Annotated in this window: 21 protein-coding genes; 8 read left to right on the forward strand and 13 right to left on the reverse strand. The window is 36.4% G+C overall.

The features are described from left to right. Nucleotides 1–3: 3 nt before the first annotated feature. The 6 genes from ACPF9A_RS10345 to ACPF9A_RS10370 all read left to right on the forward strand — a co-directional run bounded on the left by ACPF9A_RS10345 (nucleotide 4) and on the right by ACPF9A_RS10370 (nucleotide 6,494). Nucleotides 4–2,349: a transglycosylase domain-containing protein gene (locus ACPF9A_RS10345; protein ID WP_424004169.1), complete on the forward strand. Its 2,346-nt coding sequence runs from the start codon at nucleotides 4–6 to the stop codon at nucleotides 2,347–2,349. A gap of 105 nt (nucleotides 2,350–2,454) precedes the next feature. After that, on the forward strand, nucleotides 2,455–3,153 hold the full coding sequence (locus ACPF9A_RS10350) for a CoA transferase subunit A (RefSeq protein ID WP_424004171.1): 699 nt from the start codon (nucleotides 2,455–2,457) through the stop codon (nucleotides 3,151–3,153). A 4-nt stretch (nucleotides 3,154–3,157) separates the two neighbouring features. Next, nucleotides 3,158–3,811, forward strand: coding sequence for a CoA transferase subunit B (locus ACPF9A_RS10355; protein WP_424004173.1), 654 nt, complete (start codon nucleotides 3,158–3,160; stop codon nucleotides 3,809–3,811). 483 nt (nucleotides 3,812–4,294) lie between these two features. Beyond that, on the forward strand, nucleotides 4,295–4,660 hold the full coding sequence (locus ACPF9A_RS10360; protein WP_424004175.1) for a hypothetical protein: 366 nt from the start codon (nucleotides 4,295–4,297) through the stop codon (nucleotides 4,658–4,660). 144 nt (nucleotides 4,661–4,804) lie between these two features. Further along, nucleotides 4,805–5,329 carry a GNAT family N-acetyltransferase gene (locus tag ACPF9A_RS10365; RefSeq protein ID WP_424004177.1) on the forward strand — a complete coding sequence of 175 codons (525 nt, stop codon included), beginning with the start codon at nucleotides 4,805–4,807 and terminating at the stop codon, nucleotides 5,327–5,329. A 16-nt stretch (nucleotides 5,330–5,345) separates the two neighbouring features. Then, nucleotides 5,346–6,494: a serine hydrolase domain-containing protein gene (locus tag ACPF9A_RS10370; protein ID WP_424004179.1), complete on the forward strand. Its 1,149-nt coding sequence runs from the start codon at nucleotides 5,346–5,348 to the stop codon at nucleotides 6,492–6,494. Between the two features lie 10 nt (nucleotides 6,495–6,504). Here the strand turns inward: ACPF9A_RS10370 and ACPF9A_RS10375 are convergent, their stop codons facing one another. From ACPF9A_RS10375 to ACPF9A_RS10430, 12 genes are all read right to left on the reverse strand, one after another. Further along, nucleotides 6,505–7,662 (reverse strand): methionine aminotransferase, encoded by a 1,158-nt coding sequence (locus tag ACPF9A_RS10375; RefSeq protein WP_424004181.1) that lies wholly within the window; start codon nucleotides 7,660–7,662, stop codon nucleotides 6,505–6,507. Nucleotides 7,663–7,745: 83 nt separating this feature from the next. Continuing rightward, on the reverse strand, nucleotides 7,746–8,291 hold the full coding sequence (locus ACPF9A_RS10380; RefSeq protein ID WP_424004183.1) for a type 1 glutamine amidotransferase domain-containing protein: 546 nt from the start codon (nucleotides 8,289–8,291) through the stop codon (nucleotides 7,746–7,748). A 143-nt stretch (nucleotides 8,292–8,434) separates the two neighbouring features. Further along, a complete protein-coding gene (locus ACPF9A_RS10385) occupies nucleotides 8,435–8,905 on the reverse strand; it encodes a very short patch repair endonuclease (RefSeq protein WP_424004185.1) in 471 nt (156 codons plus the stop codon). 66 nt (nucleotides 8,906–8,971) lie between these two features. Beyond that, nucleotides 8,972–9,718, reverse strand: a complete 747-nt coding sequence (locus tag ACPF9A_RS10390) for a succinate dehydrogenase/fumarate reductase iron-sulfur subunit (RefSeq protein WP_424004187.1) — start codon at nucleotides 9,716–9,718, stop codon at nucleotides 8,972–8,974. 10 nt (nucleotides 9,719–9,728) lie between these two features. Then, on the reverse strand, nucleotides 9,729–11,729 hold the full coding sequence (locus tag ACPF9A_RS10395) for a fumarate reductase/succinate dehydrogenase flavoprotein subunit (RefSeq protein ID WP_424004189.1): 2,001 nt from the start codon (nucleotides 11,727–11,729) through the stop codon (nucleotides 9,729–9,731). 12 nt (nucleotides 11,730–11,741) lie between these two features. Next, complete coding sequence (locus ACPF9A_RS10400) at nucleotides 11,742–12,419, reverse strand: succinate dehydrogenase cytochrome b subunit (RefSeq protein ID WP_424004191.1); 678 nt, start codon at nucleotides 12,417–12,419, stop codon at nucleotides 11,742–11,744. Nucleotides 12,420–12,585: 166 nt separating this feature from the next. Next, on the reverse strand, nucleotides 12,586–13,020 hold the full coding sequence (locus ACPF9A_RS10405) for a hypothetical protein (protein WP_424004193.1): 435 nt from the start codon (nucleotides 13,018–13,020) through the stop codon (nucleotides 12,586–12,588). Nucleotides 13,021–13,129: 109 nt separating this feature from the next. Next, nucleotides 13,130–13,519: a DUF2721 domain-containing protein gene (locus tag ACPF9A_RS10410; RefSeq protein WP_424004195.1), complete on the reverse strand. Its 390-nt coding sequence runs from the start codon at nucleotides 13,517–13,519 to the stop codon at nucleotides 13,130–13,132. 12 nt (nucleotides 13,520–13,531) lie between these two features. Continuing rightward, a complete protein-coding gene (locus ACPF9A_RS10415; RefSeq protein WP_424004197.1) occupies nucleotides 13,532–13,870 on the reverse strand; it encodes a cupin domain-containing protein in 339 nt (112 codons plus the stop codon). A 2-nt stretch (nucleotides 13,871–13,872) separates the two neighbouring features. Beyond that, complete coding sequence (locus ACPF9A_RS10420) at nucleotides 13,873–16,719, reverse strand: VPS10 domain-containing protein (protein ID WP_424004199.1); 2,847 nt, start codon at nucleotides 16,717–16,719, stop codon at nucleotides 13,873–13,875. Between the two features lie 82 nt (nucleotides 16,720–16,801). Beyond that, complete coding sequence (locus ACPF9A_RS10425; protein ID WP_424004201.1) at nucleotides 16,802–18,547, reverse strand: M28 family peptidase; 1,746 nt, start codon at nucleotides 18,545–18,547, stop codon at nucleotides 16,802–16,804. Further along, nucleotides 18,535–19,986 carry a M20/M25/M40 family metallo-hydrolase gene (locus ACPF9A_RS10430; protein WP_424004203.1) on the reverse strand — a complete coding sequence of 484 codons (1,452 nt, stop codon included), beginning with the start codon at nucleotides 19,984–19,986 and terminating at the stop codon, nucleotides 18,535–18,537. The genes ACPF9A_RS10425 and ACPF9A_RS10430 overlap by 13 nt, the downstream gene beginning before the upstream one ends. A gap of 147 nt (nucleotides 19,987–20,133) precedes the next feature. Between ACPF9A_RS10430 and ACPF9A_RS10435 the strand changes: the two genes are divergently transcribed. Both ACPF9A_RS10435 and ACPF9A_RS10440 read left to right on the forward strand, forming a co-directional pair. Then, entirely contained in the window at nucleotides 20,134–21,426 is a 1,293-nt protein-coding gene (locus ACPF9A_RS10435; RefSeq protein ID WP_424004205.1) for an aminopeptidase P family protein, read from the forward strand. A 9-nt stretch (nucleotides 21,427–21,435) separates the two neighbouring features. Further along, on the forward strand, nucleotides 21,436–22,206 hold the full coding sequence (locus ACPF9A_RS10440) for an exodeoxyribonuclease III (RefSeq protein WP_424004207.1): 771 nt from the start codon (nucleotides 21,436–21,438) through the stop codon (nucleotides 22,204–22,206). A gap of 53 nt (nucleotides 22,207–22,259) precedes the next feature. Here ACPF9A_RS10440 and ACPF9A_RS10445 read toward each other — a convergent pair whose 3' ends face one another. Beyond that, nucleotides 22,260–22,880 carry a fasciclin domain-containing protein gene (locus ACPF9A_RS10445; protein WP_424004453.1) on the reverse strand — a complete coding sequence of 207 codons (621 nt, stop codon included), beginning with the start codon at nucleotides 22,878–22,880 and terminating at the stop codon, nucleotides 22,260–22,262. Nucleotides 22,881–22,950 lie beyond the last annotated feature (70 nt).

Consider the following 22,950-nt stretch of genomic DNA (forward strand, 5'->3'; position numbering starts at 1 on the left):
ACAATGGCAAAAGAGGTAAAGAAAAAAACAACGAATAGTTTTTCGAAATTCATATTATGGTTTTGGATCTTGTTTGGGTCAGGTATTGCAATTGTAGCATTAATTTTCTTATCTGCCTCTTGGGGACTTTTCGGTGCATTACCACCTTATGAGTATTTAGAAAATCCGCAAACAAATTTAGCTTCACAAATAATATCCTCTGATGGTAACTTGTTGGGCAAGTTCTATTTAGATGATAACCGTACCGATGTAAAATTTGATGAATTGCCAGAAAATTTAGTCAATGCGCTAATAGCTACTGAAGATGTTCGGTTTAATTCTCATTCAGGAATTGATGCATGGGGTACTTTAAGAGCCTTCGTGTATTTAGGTAGTAAAGGTGGGGCAAGTACTATCTCTCAGCAATTGGCAAGACAGTTATTCGTAGGGGTTCGTTCTAGAAATAAGTTTGAGACCATACAGCAAAAAATTAAAGAATGGGTATTGGCTATTCGATTAGAGCGAAGCTATACCAAAGAAGAAATCATCAGTATGTATTTTAATATTTATGATTTTGGTAATAATGCCGATGGTATTCGTTCTGCTTCACGTATTTATTTTGGTAAAGAGCCTAAAGATTTAAAAACTGAAGAATCAGCAATGCTGGTGGGTATGTTCAAAAATTCATCACTTTTTAACCCTATGCGTAGGGAAGAAATGGTGAAAGATCGTAGAGATGTTGTTTTGGCTCAAATGGCAAAATATGATTTCATTACCGATGTAGAGAAAGATTCGCTACAGGCTACTAAAATGGATATCAACTACAATCCAGAAACGCATAGTGTTGGTTTGGCAACCTATTTTAGAATGTATTTGCAACGTTTTATGAAAGATTGGATAGATAAGAATCCGAAGCCTGCTATTGGTGACGAATCTGATCGTTATAATCTGTATTTAGACGGACTCAAAATTTACACCACCATTGACTCGAAAATGCAGGCTAATGCCGAAGAAGCAGTCAATGAGCACATGACTAAATTGCAAGCTGAGTTCTTTCATCAAAATACTCCTGATAGAAATAAGACAGCACCGTTTTTGGATATTACACCAGAAGAGACGAAGAGTATTATGGAGCGCGCCATGAAAAATTCTGAAAGATGGAAAATCATGAAAAGCGAAGGTAAATCTGAAAAGCAGATTCGCGAGTCTTTTGATAAAAAAACCGAGATGACAGTTTTCGATTGGAAAAGTCAGACCAAAGAAAAAGATACTATTCTAACTCCGATGGATTCCATCCGTTACTATAAAACATTTTTAAGAACGGCAATGATGTCTATGGAGCCACAAACAGGTCATGTAAAAGCTTGGGTTGGGGGTATCAATTATAAGCATTTTCAATATGATAATGTTATTATGGGATCAAGACAGGCAGGTTCTACTTTTAAACCTTTTGTTTATGCAGCGGCAATAGACCAATTAAGATTATCCCCTTGTGAAACTCGCCCAGATACCCAATATTGTATCGAAGCAGGTAAGCATGGTAATGTAGAGCCTTGGTGTCCAAGAAATTCTGACATGAAGTACTCGGGTACTAGCTATTCGCTTAAAAGAGCTTTGGCAAATTCTGTAAACACGGTTACTGCACAATTAATAGACGAGGTGGGTCCGAAATCTGTTGTGAGTATGGTTCGTAATTTAGGACTTTCAGGAGAAATTCCAGAAGTGCCTTCAATAGCCTTAGGCTCTTTAGATGTTAATGTATATGAGATGGTAGGTGCATACGGTGCTTTTGCTAACCAAGGGGTGTATGTAAAACCGGTTATGGTTACTCGTATAGAAAATAAAGACGGTACGGTTCTGTATGAATATGTACCAGAGACCAAAGATGTATTGAGTAAAGATGTTTCGTATGCTATTTTAGACCTAATGAAAGGTGTTACCCAAGGGGGTTCGGGTACACGTTTACGTACCAAGGATTATAATAAATGGAGACCAGAATATGATGAAATCATTACAGGTTATCCATATCAATTGACGAACCCTATTGCGGGTAAAACCGGTACTACACAAAACAATAGTGATGGTTGGTTTATGGGTATGGTACCTAATTTAGTTACTGGTGTATGGGTAGGTGGCGAAGAAAGAGCAGTGCACTTTAAAAGTATTACCTATGGTCAAGGTGCTTCAATGGCATTGCCTATATGGGGTCTGTATATGACCAAAAATTATGCAAATGAAGAATTGGGCATTTCTAAAGAAGATTTTGAAAGGCCAGCTAACATGTCTATTGAAATAGATTGCGATAAATTCTCAGCCGATATAAAGCAAGATAAAGATGTTGAAGATGATTTAGAAGATTTAGATTTTTAAGTGATCGACTATAATTTTTAGAAAAGGTCTTGGTGTACACCAAGACCTTTTTTTATTTATTCCATTTTAAATCGGTATTTTAGACACTAGATAATTCAATAATAAATGATACGTAAAACAGTAGCAAACGTAACCGATGCATTAGCAGGAGTAAAAGACGGAATGACCTTTATGTTAGGTGGATTCGGACTTTGTGGTATTCCCGAGAATGCGATAAGTGAATTGGTAAGATTAGGTGTAAACGACATCACTTGTATTTCTAATAATGCAGGAGTCGACGATTTTGGCTTGGGATTATTGTTGCAGCAACATCAAATAAAAAAAATGATCTCATCTTATGTCGGTGAGAACGATGAATTCGAACGACAAATGCTTAGTGGCGAGTTAGAGGTTGAATTAACGCCACAGGGTACTCTTGCCGAAAAATGTAGGGCTGCGCAAGGTGGATTTCCTGCTTTTTTCACTCCCGCAGGTTATGGTACAGAAGTAGCTGAAGGAAAAGAAGTTCGAGAATTCAATGGTAAAATGTACATACTAGAAGAAGCTTTTAAGGCTGATTTTGCTTTTGTAAAAGCTTGGAAAGGTGATGCAGCGGGTAATTTAATATTTAAAGGAACTGCACGAAATTTTAATCCGTGTATGTGTGGTGCCGCTACCATTACTGTAGCTGAGGTTGAAGAGTTGGTACCTGAAGGAGAACTAGATCCAAATCAAATACATATTCCAGGAATTTTTGTGCAACGCATTTTTCAAGGAAAAGATTACGAGAAAAGAATAGAACAAAGAACGGTACGTCAAAAATAAAAACATGTTAGACAAGAACGGAATTGCAAAAAGAATTGCACAAGAAGTGGAAGACGGCTATTATGTAAACCTTGGTATCGGTATACCTACCTTGGTAGCAAATTATGTTCGTGATGATATTAGTGTAGAATTTCAAAGTGAAAACGGAATTCTAGGTATGGGACCTTTTCCTTTTGATGGCGAAGAAGATGCAGATTTAATAAATGCAGGTAAGCAAACCATTACAGCATTACCAGGGGCGTCTTATTTTGATTCTGCCACTAGTTTTGCCATGATTAGAGGTAAACATGTAGACCTTACTATACTTGGTGCTATGGAGGTTGCTGAGAACGGCGATATAGCAAACTGGAAGATTCCGGGTAAAATGGTTAAAGGTATGGGTGGTGCTATGGATCTTGTGGCATCTGCCGAAAATATCATAGTCGCTATGATGCATACTAATAGAGAAGGAGAGTCTAAGTTGTTAAAAAAATGTAGTCTTCCTTTAACTGGTGTGGGTTGCGTTAAAAAGATTGTTACCAATTTGGCAGTACTCGAAGTTACTAAAGATGGCTTTTTGTTACTTGAAAGGGCACCTGGCGTATCGGTAGAAGAAATTAAAGCAGCAACTGAAGGTAATTTGATTGTCAAGGGCGAAGTGTTAGAGATGAGTATATAATTTGTGTGGGTCAATCACCGATAAATTGTGCTTTTAATTTTTTTCACAACATGTTATAATCTGTACACAACAATTATTATCGAAAATGAGTAGAACAGATGTATCTTTCAGTCTCAATTAACCCCATAACCTATTAATTACTTAACCGTCATGAATTCACAAATTAACCACACTGCTAGTGAAAACAAAATTCAAGTTTATAGAAATGATTTCTTTAGCGGATTTTTAAGACTTACTAAAAAGTTATTTATGTTGTAAATTACTTTTAAGAGATTACAAAAGAGCGACTTATTAAGTCGCTCTTTTTTTTTGCTTCTTTTTGTAATTTGGATTTTAGCAAATTTAGTTAATGAACTAACTTGTCTATGTTCACCACAATTTTAATAAGTTTTACCACAAATTCTTTTTTGTAAGAAAAAGACTACATATATTTGAAGTGTAATTAAAGTGTATCCCAAATCGCTTTGAAAAACTTAACCTAAAATGAAGTATGTATTTAGTTGCCTAATCTTGATGGTACTTGTTACCTCGTGTTCAAAAATTGAAGAAAATAACGATCCTATTATTGGTATATGGAGTCATACGGTTAAAACCGCTACCAATACAAATAAAATGGTCGTTGATAATGAAGAGTGGATTTTCAATGATGTTTATTTAGGTCGGTTTCACGGCTATAAAGGTGGTCAGGTTGTGTATCTGACAGATTTTAGCTGGAGTGTAAATGGCGATGTGTATATCGTTAGCTACCCAGGTACAGATTTCCCCGATGATTTTGTAAAAATGCAAGAGACTGATGACGGAATGATTCTTATGAGAACAGAAGGTAAATTATTTGCCGAAAAAGAATAAAAGTTCGCAATCGAAAAATGCCCACGAACGATTGCATGTTGTAAATATACACTAGTAGAACAGAAAAGTTACCAAATCAACCATTTTATAAAATTTCCCCCGGTTAGGAGCAAAGTAATTTGCTCCTTTTTTTATTTTAGTGAAATGGAACTTACATATAGATTATGTTCTCTTGAAGAACTGCATCAATTAAGACAAATTTCTGAGCACACCTTTGTAATTGCTTTTGAAAAAGACAATGATCCCGAAGATTTTAAGAAGTACATTAAAAAGGCTTTTACCTTAGAAAAGGTGAAAGAAGAATTGCTTAACCCCAATAGTGATTTCTACTTTGTGTATAACAATAAAGAAGTTGTAGGTTATTTTAAGCTAAATGTTAATGACGCACAGTCTGAACTTAAGCAAGATAATAGTGTTGAATTAGAACGTATTTATGTTGTAGCTAAATATCAAGGTTTAGGTTTAGGGGAACAATTTCTACATTACATTAAAGCTATTGCTCAAGAACGTAACAAGAAAATGTTATGGTTAGGTGTTTGGCAAGAGAATAAACGAGCAGTAAAATTCTATGAGCGCCACGGATTCCAAAAATTCGATACGCACCCTTATTTTATAGGTTCAGATGAGCAAACAGATTGGTTAATGCGTTTCGATTTAAGTAACTTGTAGTTTTAAACTAACTTTCATGAAATCACACTTTATCACGTTCGTAGCCCTCCTTGGTTTTTTAAATCTACAGGGGCAAGATTATTACTTTCCAGAACGAAATGCAGATTGGGAAATAAAATCACCGAAAGATTTTAAAATTAAAGATGGCAAGCTAAATGAAGCGGTAGATTTTGCTGAAGCAAATGAGTATTCAGGCTCTAGAGATTTGCGTATTGCTATCGTAAAAGGTTTTGAAAAAGAACCGTTTCATAAAATATTAGGTCCTACCAAGAAACGTGGCGGTCCGGCAGGCATGATTCTTAAAAATGGATATATTGTTGCTCAATGGGGAGATACAAAAAGGGTTGACATGACTTTCAGTGTTACAAAGAGTTTTTTGAGCACCATGGCTGGTCTTGCCGAAGATGAGAAGCTTATTACCGATACTAAGAATTTGGTAGGTGACTACATCTGGGACGGCACTTTTGATGGTGCACATAATTCCAAAATTACTTGGGAACATTTATTGCAACAGAACTCCGCTTGGTCTGGTGAACTTTGGGGCGGTAAAGATTGGGCAGATAGACCACCTAGTGAAGGTGGTATTGATGATTGGAAGTTAGCAAAACCTAAAGAACCTGGTACTGTTATGGAATATAATGATGTTCGTGTAAATGTGCTTGCATATTCGCTTACACATGTATGGCGCAAACCAATGCCTATAGTCTTAAAAGAGAAAATTATGGATAAAATCGATGCATCTTCTACGTGGCGTTGGTTTGGTTATGATGATGCTTGGACAGAAATTGACGGACTTCAAATGAAGTCGGTTACTGGTGGCGGACACTCAGGTGCAGGAATATTCATTAGCGCAGAAGATATGGCTCGCTTTGGTATGTTGTTCTTGAATAATGGTAAATGGAAGAATGACCAATTGATTTCTGAAAGTTGGATTAAAAAGGCAACTACCCCTTCAACCCCTAATGCAAATTATGGCTACATGTGGTGGTTGAATAAAAAGGGCGCTAGACATTGGGAAGGTCTATCAGAAAATATCTACTATGCTGCCGGTTTTGGCGGTAACTTTATCGTAATAGATAAAGAGAATGATGTAGTTGTTGTAACTCGTTGGTTAGAGCCTAGTAAAATTGGTGAATTTATGTCTAAAGTAAATGCTGCTTTTTAGTAAGTAGTTTTTATAGCTTACATAGAATTTCTACTGCTTTTTCTAAAGTTTCCTGCTTTTTGGCAAAGCAGAATCTTAACATATAATCATTTCTATTATCGACATTAAAAGAGGAGATGGGTATAGATGCTATGCCGTTTTCGATAATTAATCGTTTCCCGATTACTTCATCTTCTTCATTTGAAATAGTAGTGTAATCTAATAATTGAAAATAAGTGCCTTGGGATGGTTTAAACTTGAATTTGGACGATTTTATTCCTTCAAGAAAGAAATCTCGTTTCTGTTGGTAAAAATTGTTCAAATCTAGATAGTGTGATGCATTTTTTAAATAAATAGCTAATGCCCGTTGTACCGGATGGTCTACACAGAATACTGCAAATTGATGCACTTTTCTAAACTCAGCCATTAATTCAGCTGGTGCGGCACAATACCCCATTTTCCAACCAGTTACATGAAATGTTTTTCCGAACGATGCACAAATAAAACTTCTGTTGGCTAAATCTGGAAATCGAGAGGCACTCTCATGTACTTTTCCGTCAAAAATGATATGCTCATATACCTCATCACTAAGTAGAATTATATTAGTAGGTTTTAGTATTGCCTCCAGCTGTTCCATATCCCTTTTTGTCATCATAGTTCCGCTGGGGTTATGAGGCGTATTGATGATGACCATTTTGGTTTTATCACTAATCTTGCTGCGGAAAATACCCCAATCAATTTTATAATCTGGAGCATCTAATTGAACAAAAACCGGAGTTCCTCCATTTAATATGATTGCGGGCTCATAACAGTCGTACGCAGGTTTTATGACAATTACCTCATCACCTTTTTTAACAAAGGCTGTAATGGCTGTAAAAATAGCTTGTGTGGCACCAACGGTCACTGTTATTTCACTATCAGGATTATACAAGCGGTTATGTAACGATTCTATTTTTTGTGATATAGCTTCTCTTAGTCCGTAATACCCTTGCATGGGTGCATATTGATTATATCCATTATTTATAGCCTCGTTTACCAATGACTTTAGTTTGGTATCTGCTTGAAAATTCGGGAAACCTTGAGATAAATCTAAGGCGTTGTGTTTTCGGGCAAGATTACCTACCGTTGTAAAAATGGTAGTCTTTACATGGGGTAATTTAGAAGCTTTGGTGTGTGGTTTATAATCCATAATAGTAAATGTATGAATTTTAAATACGGACATAAAAAAAGCCCAACCAATTGGTTGGGCTTATAAATTCCATAAAAAATGAATTATGCATGTTGCATTTCATGTTTTCCTTCTTTTATTTCCTCAATTAATTTGGAATTAAAAGCAGGCAAATCATCCGGATTTCTACTGGTTACAAATCCTTCATCTACTACGACCTCTTGGTCTACCCAATTAGCCCCTGCATTTACTAAATCATCTTTGATGGAATTAAATGATGTCATTTTTCTTCCTTTCACCACTCCTGCACTAATCAATGTCCATGGTGCATGGCAAATTGCTGCTACTGGTTTCTTTAATTTAAAGAAATCGCGTACAAAATCTAATGCGGTTTCTTCTCTTCTCAATAAATCTGGATTGATTACACCGCCTGGCAAAACCAAGGCATTATAATCTTCAGCTTTTACTTCGCTAAGAGTTTTATCAACTCTATAACTGTTAGACCAATTTCCGTCTGCCCAACCTTTTATTTCACCTTTTTCTAAACTTACGATTTCTACAGTAAAGCCTTCTTTTTCCATGGCTTCTTTTGGAGATTTTAATTCACTTTCTTCAAATCCATTTGTAGCTAATATTGCTATCCTCTTCATATTATATAGTTTTAAACGATTAATAATTTGTTTGATACTAAGTTACATATCATACAGGTTAAAATCCGTTAAGGCTATATTAAATAAGGGCTCACAAGGGTTAAACATTTATTAAATGAACTTCATAAAATTCATTTTGTGCTCTATTGCGTAGCTTTTAAATGATTTAAGGTCATGGTTAAACATTCTTCAAGATTTTTTTTGATATCTGTCTCCCAAAATCTGAATACCGTATAACCTAAATTCTTAAGTTCTTCGTTTACTTCATGGTCACGCTGAATGTTTCTTTCTATTTTGGCAATCCAGAATTCGCGATTGGTTTTAACATTTGGCTTTCTTTCTTCCCAGTTTTTGCCATGCCAATATTCTCCATCGATAAATATGACCGTTTTATATTTTGGTAAGGCAATGTCTGGTTTACCGATCAGGTTTTTGTAATCTATTCGATAGCGATATCCAGCTGCGTACAATGCTTTTCTGAAAGCAAGTTCAGGTTTTGTATTCTTACCCTTTATTTTGCTCATTATTCTTGAGCGCTCCGGTGTAGTGTAGAAACCAGATTCTTCGTTGAACCTTGGCACTTTGATTCGTTCTTTGGGGTAGTCTTCTGGCATATCTTAAAAATAAAAAATCCCGAACCTTTATGGTCGGGATTTTTAAAAACTTTATGATTGTTAAGCCTAACTTTTAATATTAGCACTTAAAAACTCGCGGTTCATTCTTGCAATGTTTTCCAAAGAAATTCCCTTAGGGCATTCTACTTCACAAGCTCCAGTATTGGTACAGTTACCAAAACCTTCAAGATCCATTTGTGCGACCATATTTTTAACACGATCAACAGCTTCTATTTGACCTTGTGGTAATAATGCGTATTGAGAGACTTTAGCACCTACAAATAGCATTGCTGAAGCATTTTTACAACTTGCCACGCAAGCGCCACAACCAATACAGGTAGCGGCATCCATAGCCTCATCTGCTGCATGTTTTGAAATCAGAGTAGCATTTGCATCTTGCGTATTACCAGAAGTGTTTACAGAAATGTAACCACCAGCATGCTGAATACGATCGAAAGCGCTTCTGTCTACAACTAAATCTTTAATTACCGGAAATGCTTTTGCTCTAAATGGCTCTATTGTAATAGTGTCGCCATCTTTGAACATTCTCATGTGTAATTGACAAGTGGTAACGCCTCTGTCAGGACCATGAGCCTCACCGTTAATATACATAGAGCACATACCGCAAATACCTTCGCGACAATCGTGGTCAAAAGCTACAGGTTCTACACCTTTATTGATTAATTGCTCGTTAAGAACATCCATCATTTCTAAAAAGGACATGTGTTCAGATATTTCTGTCACTTTATAATCGACCATTTTACCCTTGTCGTTCGCATCTGTTTGACGCCAAATTTTAAGTGTTAAGTTCATGATACCTTCTTTATTTATAACTTCTTTCTTTAACCTCTATATTCTCGTAAACCAATTCTTCTTTATGCAGAACTGCATCTTTTGGTTCTCCTTTATATTCCCATGCCGAAACAAATTGAAACTCTTTAAGTCTTTTTGCTTCACCATCTTCTGTTTGGTGTTCTTCTCTAAAGTGACCACCGGCAGATTCTTCTCTTACCAATGCATCTTTAGCGAATAATTCTCCCAATTCTAAGAAATCTGCAACTCTACCAGCTTTAGCTAGTTGTTCGTTGTATTCTGTAGTTGTTCCTGGAACATTAACGTTTTTCCAAAAATCTTTTCTAAGCGCCGATATTTCTTCAATTGCCTTTTTAAGACCTTCTGCGTTACGTGACATACCACACTCATCCCACATGATCTTACCTAATTTCTTATGGTAATAATCTACAGAATGCTCTCCTTTATTGTTAATAAAGAAATTAATTCTATCAGTTACTTCTTTTTCAGCAGCATCGAACTCAGGTGTATCTGTTGGTATTTTTCCAGTTCTAATGTCGTGTGATAAATAATCACCAATTGTATATGGCAGTACAAAATAACCATCAGCTAAACCTTGCATTAAAGCAGAGGCTCCAAGTCTGTTTGCACCGTGATCAGAGAAATTTGCTTCACCAATAGCGTAGCAGCCAGGTATGGTTGTCATTAAATTGTAATCTACCCAAACACCGCCCATAGTATAATGTACCGCTGGGTAAATCATCATTGGTGTTTTGTAAGGATCTTGATCAACAATCTTCTCATACATTTGAAATAGGTTTCCGTATTTCGCCTTAACGATGGCAGCACCTAAATCATATATTTTATCTGCTGATGCGTTTGTAATATTATGAATTTTAGCTTGCTCAATACCGTAACGTTTAATTGCGGCTGCAAAATCTAAATAAACGGCTTCGCCAGTTGCATTTACTCCGTAACCAGCATCACATCGTTCTTTTGCAGCTCTCGATGCAACGTCACGTGGTACTAAGTTACCAAATGCAGGGTATCTTCTTTCTAAGTAATAATCTCTTTCATCTTCAGACAAATCTGTCGGCTTTTTCTTGCCTTCACGAATTGCCATTACATCATCTAAATTCTTAGGTACCCAAATACGACCATCGTTTCTTAAAGACTCAGACATCAACGTAAGTTTAGACTGATAATCTCCTGAACGTGGAATACACGTTGGGTGAATTTGAGTATAACAAGGGTTTGCAAAAAATGCTCCTTTTTTATGAATTTTCCAAGATGCCGTAACGTTCGATCCCATTGCATTTGTCGAAAGAAAATAAACATTTCCGTATCCACCAGAAGCAATAACGACGGCGTGCGCAGAGTGGCGTTCTATTTCACCGGTAACCAAGTTACGAGCAATAATACCACGAGCCTTGCCATCTACCTTAACTACATCTAACATTTCATGACGATTGAACGGGGTAATTTTACCACGTGCAATCTGTCTGTTCATTGCAGAATAAGCTCCTAATAACAATTGTTGTCCTGTTTGTCCTTTAGCATAGAATGTACGGGAAACTAATACACCACCGAAAGAACGGTTATCTAATAGTCCGCCATAATCACGTGCAAATGGTACGCCTTGGGCAACACATTGGTCAATAATATTTGCAGATACTTCTGCTAATCTATATACGTTCGCTTCTCTAGAACGGTAATCACCACCTTTTACCGTATCGTAAAATAAACGGTAAGTAGAATCACCATCACCTTGATAGTTTTTTGCAGCGTTAATACCACCTTGTGCAGCAATAGAGTGTGCTCTTCTTGGAGAATCTTGGTAGCAAAATGTTTTTACATTATAGCCTAATTCTGCTAAAGTTGCAGCAGCAGAACCACCTGCCAATCCTGTTCCAACTACGATAATATCAATATTACGTTTGTTGGCAGGGTTAACTAAATCTATGTGGTTCTTATAATCGGTCCACTTCGTTTTCAACGGACCTTTAGGTACTTTTGAGTCTAATACAGACATAAGTAATAGGTATTAATGATTAAAATGATGAAAAAGTGCAATGAATATAAATCCTAACGGAATAGATATCGAATACACTTTAGCAAACAATTGTAGTTTTTCTTTTCTCATGCTCGATGCACCTGCAGACTGAAATGCAGAACTGAATCCATGCATAAGGTGTAGCGATAAGAAAATGAAGGCAATAACATAAGCACCTACACGTAATGGATTTTCAAATTTATGAACAAGTTCTTCATAATATCTGAATCCTTCACCGTTCGGCAGCAAACCGGTCATGTCTCCGTCAATAAACTTAGTGTTGATTTCTGGTATCCAGAAATCGATAAAGTGAAGTACTAGGAAAGCCAAAATGGCTAATCCGCTGTAAATCATATTACGGCTCATCCAAGATGAATTGGCTGCACCATTGTTTTTTGCATATGTTTTCACTCTAGCACTTCTGTTTTTAGCTTCTAAAATGAAACCCATTACGAAGTGATAAATTACCCCGAAAATTAAGACAGGTTGCAAAACATATTGTACGGCCCAAAAAGTACCCATAAAATGCGAAGCTTCATTGAACGCATCGGGACTGAAAACCGATAAGATGTTAATTGCAAAATGCTGAAGTAGAAAAAACATTAAAAAGAAAGCAGAAAGCGCCATTGCGTACTTTCTACCAATCGAAGATTTAAAAAATCCGCTCATTAGTCGTTAATTTTATATGCGAATTTACATCACAAGCTAGTTATTAACAAGAATTAAGCAGTTTTAGTATGTCTATTTAGATTGATTTTAAAATGAATTATAATGATGTTTAAGATTTATCTTCTGTTTAGGCTTGTAAATTCTTAATCTTTAAACAAAAAAATAGTTAAGAAATAGAAGATTGATCTGATTTTTTAGAAATATGTAGCGCCCAATGTACAGCTTGATCTAAATCTATGAAGGTTTTTATCCTTTTTGGAAAAATTAACTTCTTAATCAATAGACTGAATACGTTGTTTTTTAATCCGCCAACTGATGCAATATATTGCATATCGAAACGATTTTTATGAAACTTGAACCATTCAAAAGTTGGCACATGATATTTATTGACCCTATTGGCAATATAAATTAGAGGAATACCTTTTTCGTAGATTTCTTGAGCTGCGTAAACTGCCTTTTTTGCACTTTCCCATTTAAATTTTGCACCTTGATGCATTTCAGATATTACGATGCCACCTTTGAAGAAATAAAACACCCCAAATTCAAACTCCCTTATCTCTCTGATTTGATTAAATAATTCGAGTTCTCGAACTCTTTTCATGCCTATTTTTGTCAGGCGGCAAAGATACTAGATATTAACCTAATAGCTTATAAAAACATCGACGAACGGCTAGGTTATTAGTTGGGCTTCTTCACTTGATGTGTAACCATTATTTCTCCATATCCTTTAACTGAATTTCTAAGGCTTTAGTCGATAATTGTACTTCGATCAATGAGAGTACTAATGAGATCATTAGTGCAAATAAGCTTATGCTAAATACCAAATTAGCCCAAAATGTATATTCAGCATAAATTAAAGTCATGGTAATTACGGCTAACAAAAAACTTACAATAGCGGTTGCCTGCATATTCTTAATTATAGTAAGTCGCTTTCTTAGCTTTTGTACTTGTAAACCAATAGACGCTGATTCTGTTTCTTGATATTTTTGATGTAATTGTCGTATTAAGGCTGCAATGGCTAAATAGCGGGCATTATACGCGAGCATGGTCAACGAAATAGCCGGAAAAAGTAGTGCTGGTATCCCTAAGGTTAATTCCATAATTTGTTTTTCTTAATCTGTTGCAATGCCGAAATAGGTCCAAGTTACATTGGCATCAAAAGGGTTGTGCTGACCGTGAATTTCGCCTGGTTCAATGGTTATACAATTACCTGGACCTACTTTATACTCTTTACCTGAAATAGTAAAAACTGCTTGACCTGTTTGTATATGAAACACTTCGAACATCGTATCATGTTTGTGTAATTCTACTTGTTGACCAGGTTTAAAAACGGCAGTGCCATACATCATTAATTGCGGAATTTCACCACGCTCAATCAATGTTCTCTTTTTAATATCCGTATTATGGCTTACGCCTAAATCAGGTAGTGTATTCCAGTCGACTATTTTCATTTTTACTCTATTTCGAAAGTGATGTTTTCATTGGTGCCGTTTCCTTTTATTTCAACAACGTATGATCCTTTTGGTAGATAGGTGCTTCCATTATCAGCTTGCTTTAATTCGGTTTTGTGTTTTTTAAGGTAATTCAACTTTCCAATTTTAGAAAATGCTAGGTCATATGATAATATATTCAAGCCTTTGCTGGCGATGATTTCGGTTTCGCTCACCACAATATCATCCGAAGATTTTATTTTAGCTTGGTATACATCATCGCGATTAGAATAAAAAGTAATATCTAAACCGGGAGTACTTGCTTTCGACCAAGAGCTCCATGAATTCCCCCAACGCGAAGAATACTTTATGTTTTCTAGCGGATAGGTGTGCAATGCTTTTGCTAATACATCGGTAGTCATACTTTGCAATGCTGAAATATCTGCCTTGAAAATGCTTCTGCCGTGCGTACCTACTAATAAATGCTTGGCTTCTTTTTGAATTACCAAATCATGTACCGCAACATTAGGCATTCCGTTTTGAAAAGATTCCCATGATGTACCGCCATTCAAGCTTACGTATAGACCATTGTCGGTACCTACAAATAATACTTTCTCATTTTCGGTATCTTCAATAATTACATTTACTGCTGCAGTAGGTATATTTGCTGCAATATTTTTCCAAGTGGCACCTTTATCTTCACTTACATATATATAAGGTGTAAAATCGTCTGAACGATAGCCATTTAACGTGGCAAATACTCGGCCCTTTTGATGTTTAGAGGCGATTACCCTACTTACCCACAAATTCTGAGGGAGGTTTTTAGAAATGACTTCCCAATTTCCGCCACCATTGTCGGTACGTTGAATAAGGCCGTCATCACTACCGGTGTACATCAATCCAAATTTAAAAGGAGATTCTGAAATGGTTGCTAAAGTTCCGAATGCGACGTTACCTTTTTTACCTCCTTGGGTTAGGTCGCCTGAAATGGTTTCCCAAGTATCACCTTGATTTAAAGAGCGGTGTAGCTTATTGCTACCCATATATAAAATATCTTGATTATGGGGTGATAATAGAATAGGAGATTGCCAATTAAAACGATACGGAGTCTCGCCTAATTCGTGTTTTGGCTGAATGTAATTTCTCTGGTCTTTTTCTAAATCAATTCTAAAATAATTACCAAATTGATATCCTGTGTAAACGATATTAGCATTGCGATTATCTACTTGTACTTGCATACCATCGCCACCCAAAATAGATTTCCAAGGGTATTGACCTGTTTGTTGCCACTCAGTATTTTCTTCTGCGTTATGTGGACCCATCCAAACGCCGTTATCTTGTAAACCGCCATATACATTATATGGTTTTTCATTATCTACCGCAATAGCATAAAACTGACCTACGGTTGGTGAGTTGTTCTTGAACCAATTTTTACCATCGTCATAACTTGTATTTACTCCACCATCATTTCCGTTGATTAAATGTCCCGGTAAATTTGGATTTACCCATACAGCATGGTGGTCAGAGTGAACATTATCGCCATTAATTGAAGTGTATGTTTTACCACCATCTTTAGAAGAAATAATAGGAACGCCAGATAAATAGATGGCATCAACATTATTTGGGTCTACCGTTATTTGCGCAAAATAATATCCGTAGCTATAGAATAAATCATCAATATATTCTTCGTTTTGCTTCACCCAACTGGTACCGGCATCATTACTACGATACACTTCTGCACCAATTACGGGCGTGTCGAATAACATAGAATTTGCATCTTCTAAATACAATGCGATGTCCGCGGGTTGTACAGCATTACTGCGGACCATTTGCTTTACATTGGCAGCTCTATATTTTTCTTGGAAGTTATTTGTCTTTAGAAACTCGTTCAAGTCTTTGTCGTTTAAATCTAGAAATTGTTCTTTTGAGAGCGATTTAAAATCATCTTTTGATAAGCCAGCTTGTTTCTCTTTCTTTTCTTTGGATGCATTTCTTCTAAATTGACTGTCATGTACTGCATAAACAGTATTATCATCAAAAACCGCTAAACCTATTCTACCTACACCTTCACCAGTGGGGAAACCACTCGTTGGAGTTGAAATTTTAGTCCAAGTGCTTCCTGCATCTGTACTTTTATAAATACCAGAACCTTCGCCATTACCAATAAAATCCCATGCTTTTCTATCTTTTTGCCAAGCTGCGGCATATTGAATGCTATAATTATTAGGTGAAACGGCTACATCAATAATACCTGTTTTGTCATCTATGAATAAGGTGTTTTTCCAAGTTTTACCACCATCTGTGGTTTTATAGATACCACGTTCTTTGTTGTTCGAGTATAAATGGCCTGTTACACCAACGGTAACTTCGTTTGCATTATCCGGATTCACCACGATACGCCCAATATGGTGCGAATCGCTTAAACCCATGTGTTGCCAAGTTTTGCCTTTGTCGGTAGATTTTAAAATTCCGATACCTGCGTATGATGAACGAGAAGAATTATTCTCGCCAGTACCTGCCCAGATAGTACCACTTTGCCAGTGAACTGCAATATCACCAAGATTTTGAGTTTGGGTTTCATCCATCACCGGGGTGAAAGTATTACCGTTGTTATTGGTATACCATATACCCCCAGAGGCATAGGCAGCATAATATTCTGTAGGGTTATTTTCATTGACTGCTAAGTCAACAACACGACCGCTCATTACAGACGGACCAATATTTTTCAAAGGAATGTTTTTAACCAGAGAATTAGTTTCCATCACTTTTTTTGCAACTAAAGATTCATCTACCGTTTGTGAAGTAGTGGGTTGAATTTGTGCCGATGCAATAGTAATACTGGCTAGAAATAACAGGAAAGAGTTTTTCATTTTCATTTGTTTGATCATACTGATGGTAAGTTACTGATTACTTATACCCTTGGCAAATTGTACTATGAAGCTGAATGGGTTTTTATTTAAGCGTTTCTTTTAATTCATTCGATTTTTGCTGTACTTGGTTTTGAGCATCGGAAATAGCAGTTTTTACGGCTGAATTTTTATTTGTATGTATATCAATTACAGAGGCAAGAGATTTATTGTACCAATCTTCCCAAGCAGAAATAATTTGCTTTTCTTCCTCGATTGTACCTCCATTTTTAAGTGTTAGTATACTTAGTTTTGCTTCATCATTTAAACGGTTAATAGCCTGTTCTTTTAAAATTTGAATCTGTTCATGAACAAAAGAATCTGACGCATTTATCAATTTCAACCCACTAACTAACGCTGCCGTACCTACATTTTTCAAGGTTTCTTGAGATACCTTGTCAATGCGGTCATTATCGGTATGGTAAAATTGATCTGTGAAATGCCAAAGTAAAAGTCCTGGAATACCGGCTTCTAAAAACGGAGTGTGATCACTGCCGCCTTCGAAAGGGTTGGTTTCGACTACCCAATTGGCATAGTCGCCTTGTTCTTTAAATGTGGAAATTATAAAATCGTTCAGGTAATGCGGTTTCATATTTTCTAATTTCAAAACCTCACCGCCCCATTCGCTGTGTTTATCTTTTCCGCGAGTCCAAATAGCACTTGGGTCTGGCATTTTTTCGATTAGAAAAGTGCCTCCTGTAATAGCGGTATTTTCACCGACCATGTCTAAACTAATTCCCCATTTAATCCCTTTTGTACGTTCAGAATTTTCTTCAATATATCTTCTAGTGGAGATTATTTCATCTCCCCATAACAAGGTCATGGTTCTTTTAAATTCTATTTTGTTTTCTGCAAACAATTTAGCAGCTGTTTTAGCCATTTCTAATTGTGTGCCTACGCCTGTTGCATTGTCATTTGCACCTGGTTCTTGAATATGTGCGCTGTATACCAAACGCTCATCTGGTAGTTCGCTGCCTTTTATGTTCGCTACTACAGTAAGTTCTTCGGATGGGTATCTTTTGGTTTCAATATGTACCAGAACTTCTGTTTTGCCTTTTTGAAGCTGTGTTTTTAGTTTTTCTTTTGCTTCGTAGGATAGTGCAATGCCCCAAAAATCAGCATCATCTTGAGAAGGTAGACTTCTAAACTGAATAGAGGTCTTGTTTTTCTCTGGCTGTAAATAATCCGGATTATCATACGTAAGAATACCAATGGCACCTTTTTCAACCGCTAGTTTATACAGCCGTCTAACACTCATTTCTGCGAATATTATTTTCCCTTTCACAGAAATACGCTCTAAATCGGTAGTAGATATTATTTGTATGACTTCAGCAGTTACTCCTTTTTTAGGCGTAGAGGCAGAATTTAAATAGGTCATGTTCCTATTCGTTTCTGAAAGTAAGAGCGGATTGTTGTTGCCAACAATTTGTAATGAAGCAGCTACAGGTTCCCATGTTTGGTGGGTCATTTTCCGTTTTTCAATACGGTAGGTCAATCGTTCACTATCCTTTGCTTTTTCCTCAAGCACATAACCTGAAGCTTTTAAACTGTCGGCAATAAGGTAAATGGTTTTATTGAAGCCAGTATTGCCAACAACACGCCAATAATCTTCTACAAAGTCTGTAGTTTCATAAGCAAGTTGACCCGTAAATTCTGGGCGAACAATATCAAAATAGTTAACCGATTTTTCTTCAGTATGCTGCGAACATCCTGTTAAAAAGGAAAAGCAGAGTAGTGCGGGAACAAAACCCTGCTTTATAATTATTCTTTTAAGTGAATTTATTCTTCCCATTTCCAGTCGTTGCCAATGATCAATTTCTCTTTTAAGTCGTTCTTGATCATGAACTCTTTTGTCGTTTCACTATCCATTTTTGTGGCAGGTAATTTATCAGCATTTGCTACAGCATAAAGCATCATAGTACCAAAACGAGCGGTATTTTTCATATGGTCTTCATTCACCAAATTAAAATCGTCACAGTCAGAATGGTAGCAGCCGTAAATAGAACGGTCTAGATTACTGTTTACAGATAAAATCGGCACACCTTCTAACATAAAAGGTTGGTGGTCGCTATGTAAACCAGATTTATTAGAAAATGTATTTTGGTAGATGGTATCTTGTTGTTGAATAGCAGCACCTAAATCTGTAAAGAATTTTTCGTCATCTAACTTTCCGCCAGCATTCATACCAATTGGGTTACCAGACATATCTAAGTTCATCATGTATTTAATGTTCTCAATAGTTTTGTTTTCAATAGCTTGTGCTACTAAATATTTAGATCCGAGTAGCCCTTGTTCCTCTCCCATGAACATTACAAATTTCACTGTACGTTTTGGGTGAAGGTTATTTGCCTTAAAAGCTCTTGCAATATCTAAAACTGCAAAAGACCCAATACCATTATCAATGGCGCCAGTCGCTAAATCCCAAGAATCTAAATGTCCGCCAATAATAATTTCTTCTTGCGGAATTTCAGTACCTGGCAATGTTGCAACCACGTTTCTTGCTTTGATGACATCACTCGTATTGGTCATGTCAATTTTGGCTGTTGCTTTTTTAGTTTTCAACGTTTCTTTCAATGCCATGCCATCTTCTTTTCCAATACACACAGCAGGAATCGGAATCAACTCTCCAGTTACAGAGGCAGTACCTGTCAAGAGAACTCCGTTGTCAACTTGATTAAAAATGATAATACCAATAGCACCGTATTTAATTGCTAGGGCCGTTTTTTCACTTCGGTGTAAATTACTTAGTCCTTCTTCACTATCTGGCAAAATAGAAATGTATACTAAAGCAATTTTTCCTTTTACCGCATCTGGGTTAGCCGTATAATCTGCATCTAGCCCATTGCCCATATCTACTATTTCTCCTATAACATTTGCCTTGATAGGAGCATGACCAAGGGTTACAACTTTAACATCCTCCTCATTTATTTGTAAAGAAACTTCACCTCTTGCCCAAGCCTCTACTTCAAAAGTTTGGTATGCAACATCTTCAAAACCGTATTCTTTAAATTTATTAAAGGTGTATTCTTCAGCTTTCGCTCCGTTTGTAGATCCTGTTAGTCTATGACCAATGGTTTCTGTAGCTTCTTTTAACGAACTATAACCTTTAGAGTTTGCTTTGATTTCGGTGTCAATACGCGCAAAAAGTTCAGATTGAGTTTCTTCTTTTTTGGTTTCGGAACATGCCTGTAGGCACAAAGCGCCTATTAATAGGTAAGCGATTTTTTTCATGAGTTGTTTCTGTTTGGTTTAGGTATACAAGTTAGCTAATTTGTAGTTAAGAATATGAGATGGTGTTCTTGTAAATCTTATAATTCTATGCCCTATTTTCTGAGGAAACAACACATTATGCTTAATTTTATATCAAAATAAGAATTCATGAAATACGATCAAATATCTAACTCCCTATTTATAAAGAACCGTAAGAAGTTTATGGATCGCATGCAGCCTAAGAGTATTGCTGTTTTTAACTCTAATGATATTTATCCAATAAGTGCAGATAGTGTATTGCCTTTTGAGCAACATAGAGATATTTTTTACCTATCTGGGGCTGATCAAGAAGAAACTATTTTAGTGTTGTTTCCTGATGCTATAAATAAAAAGCATCGCGAGGTGCTGTTTGTTCGCGAAACCAATGAACATATTGCTATTTGGGAAGGTGCTAAACTGACTAAGGAAAAGGCTACTGAAGTTTCGGGAATTGAAACTGTTTGTTGGTTGTCAGATTTTGAAAAAATCTTCTTCGATTTAATGACAGAAGCTGAAACAATTTATTTCAATACCAACGAGCATTATAGACAAGCGGTAGAAACGCAAACGCGTGAAGACCGATTTATTGAAAAATATAAGCATCAGTATCCTGCTCATAAGGTTGCCAAGAGTAACCCTATTCTTCAGGAAATTAGAGGTATTAAAGAGCCAGAAGAAATTGCAATCATGCAAACTGCCTGTAATATCACCGAAAAAGGATTTCGTAGACTTCTTAGTTTTGTGAAACCGGGAGTGATGGAATATGAGATTGAAGCAGAACTTTTGCACGAATTCGTAAGAAATAGATCTAAAGGTTTCGCTTATCCACCAATTATTGCTTCTGGTACTAATGCCAATGTACTTCATTACTTAGAGAATAATAGACCTTGTAACGATGGCGATTTAATTTTGATGGATGTTGCTGCAGAATATGCGAATTATTCTAGCGATTTAACCAGAACAATACCTGTAAACGGAAAATTTACCAAGCGCCAAAAAGAGGTTTATAATGCCGTATTACGTGTAAAAGACGATGCTACTAAAATGTTGGTGCCTGGCACGCTTTGGGCAGAATACCATAAAGAGTGTGGTAAATTAATGACTTCAGAATTACTCGGACTCGGTTTGTTAGATAAGGCCGATGTACAAAATGAGAATCCTGATTGGCCAGCATACAAAAAGTACTTTATGCATGGTACTAGTCACCATATTGGTTTAAATACGCATGACTATGGCGCATTAAAAACACCTATGAAAGCAAATATGGTATTTACTGTAGAACCGGGTATTTACATTCCGGAAGAGAATATGGGTATTCGTTTAGAAGATGATGTGGTTATTCAAGAAAACGGAGAGCCTTTTAACTTGATGGCTAATATTCCGATCAAAGCAGATGAGATTGAAGAATTAATGAACAAATAATAACAGAGAATGAAATTAGTATCGTGGAACGTTAACGGCATAAGAGCTTCTGTTAAAAAGGGATTTGAAGATATCGTGAAAGATTTTGATGCCGATGTTTTTTGTGTTCAAGAAACAAAGGCACAAGATGATCAAGTTGCCGAAGCATTGAAAGATGTTGGGGGCTATCAGCTTTTTAGTAATAGTGCAGAACGAAAAGGATATTCTGGTACCGGAATTTTATCTAAAAAGGCACCTGTGAAGTTCGAAAAGGACATGGGTATTGAAGAACATGATCTAGAAGGAAGAATTACACATTCTGAATTTGAACATTTTCATTTGATCAATGTGTACATCCCTAATAGCGGTAGTGGATTAAAACGTTTGGATTACCGTGCCGGATGGGATAAAGATTTTACCAACTACCTAAAAGAGCTATCTAAATCGAAGCCTTTAATTATTACGGGCGATTTTAATGTAGCACATACCGAAAATGATTTGGCGAACCCGAAGAGTAATTACAACAAAACATCAGGATTTACACAAGTTGAAATGGACGGATTTGAGCACATGTTGAAAGAAGTAAACCTGGTAGATAGTTTTAGAAAATTGCACCCGACCACGTTCGATAAATATACCTTTTGGAGTGCACGAGGTGGTGCACGTGGCAGAAACGTAGGTTGGCGTTTAGATTACTTTTTAGTAAGTGAATCTATTTGGGATAAAGTGAAGTCTGCAGAGATACATGATCAGATAATGGGTAGTGATCATTGCCCTATTAGTTTAGAAATAGTTTTTTAAAAATAAAACGGCCCACTTCTAAGTGGGCCGTTCTTTTAATTTGGGGCAAAAATTTACATACCTGGTAATACAACAGTATCAATAACATGTATAACACCATTAGATTGGTTTACATCTGCAATCGTTACCGTAGAAATAGTCCCGGCAGCATCTTTTAACTGTACTTTTTTACCTTTTAGCATAGCTGTTAATGTTCCACCGTTTACAGTAGTCAATTCAGCTTTGCCTTTACCATCTTTAATCATCTTTATTAAGTCCATAGCGCTTACATTACCAGCAACTACGTGATATGTAAGCACAGCTTGTAATTTCGCTTTGTTTTCAGGCATTAATAAAGACTCAACCGTCCCTTTTGGTAATTTCGCAAAGGCTTCATTTGTTGGTGCAAATACGGTAAACGGACCTTCACCTTGTAAAGTTTCTACTAATCCGGCTGCTTTTACTGCTGCAACAAGTGTGGTGTGGTCTTTGGAGTTTACTGCATTTTCAATGATATTTTTATTCGGATACATCTCTGCACCACCGACCATTTTGGTCTCCATCATCATTTTTTCCTTTTTCATCATTTTCTTGTCCTTCTTCATTTCCATGCCGCCATCTTGAGCGAAAGTTGAAGTGGTAAGTCCTATAGTTAAGGCAAGAGTAGCAAGTTTAATCGTTTTTGAAATTTTCATCATCTAATTTTTTAGTATACCCCACTTACGGAAACCAAATAGCGAAGGTTTGGTTTTTGGGTATGAATTA

The sequence above is a fragment of the Maribacter sp. IgM3_T14_3 genome (assembly GCF_049603095.1).
GTDB lineage: Bacteria > Bacteroidota > Bacteroidia > Flavobacteriales > Flavobacteriaceae > Maribacter.